2 protein-coding genes are annotated in these 817 nt (G+C 40.1%); both read left to right on the top strand.

The genetic code is table 11. The features are described 5' to 3' along the window. Positions 1 to 114: 114 nt before the first annotated feature. Positions 115 to 333, top strand: a complete 219-nt coding sequence (locus ACFQZR_RS13645; protein ID WP_379346662.1) for a hypothetical protein — start codon at positions 115 to 117, stop codon at positions 331 to 333. A gap of 199 nt (positions 334 to 532) precedes the next feature. Continuing rightward, positions 533 to 817: amidase family protein (locus tag ACFQZR_RS13640; RefSeq protein WP_379346660.1), on the top strand; the 285-nt coding region annotated here is incomplete at its 3' end.

The raw sequence follows: 817 nt of genomic DNA, 5'->3' as shown, positions 1-817 counted from the left end.
CGTATCGCGGCGATGTCGTCGTGGGCTTTCAATTGATGGAAGGTTCTGAAGGCGTGTATCAAACATCTCGCGGAGCACGCGTTAGGATGAGCAAAGCCGAAGTCATGAATCTCTATGCGCAAATATGCGTATGAAGCAACGCCGAATAATCTCGATTATGCCTACGATATGAAGGCGGGTAAGTTTGTCGATAAGATGCAAGTATTTTCTGTTGCGGTTCAGGAGAAACGAGAACAGATTTTTCTTGTCTGCGCGATGTTCGATAGTAACCAGGGCGGCGCGGCCTCTCAGATTGGACTGATAGATCAGAAAATGGCGCTTTTTTTAGAGTAGGTCAATTTCCGATTATTAATATTTCGCTAAACAGGTGAAGTAAATATCATCAAGAGGATTAGGTAATATTTGATTAAAAACGAATATGACCTTTACTGTACTTAATCGAATTATTTATAATTTATCCCATCAAACCGTTCATCATCAATTGAATGGAATATACTTTCAAATTCATCAGTACCGGAGGGTATCTTACTATATGAACACCAACTTGCATGATTGGATTCAGAATGCAGATTTCATGAGCATTCAAAAGGCAATGACTATGGGTGAATGTACTTCCGAATCCCTTGTCCTTGCATATATCGAAAGAATTCATAGGTATAATCCATTAATCAATGCTGTATTAGAGATTAATCCAGATGCGATTGAAATCGCAAGGAATCTTGACCGTGAGCTAAAATCAACCGGGAGTCGGGGACCTCTGCACGGAATTCCAATTCTACTAAAGGATAACATCGATACACATGATCAAATGCATACG

Source organism: Paenibacillus sp. GCM10027629 (assembly GCF_042676425.1).
GTDB lineage: Bacteria > Bacillota > Bacilli > Paenibacillales > Paenibacillaceae > Paenibacillus_K > Paenibacillus_K terrigena.
Note: the sequence above shows the minus strand (reverse complement) of the source record. Positions and strands in the feature narration are given on the sequence as shown.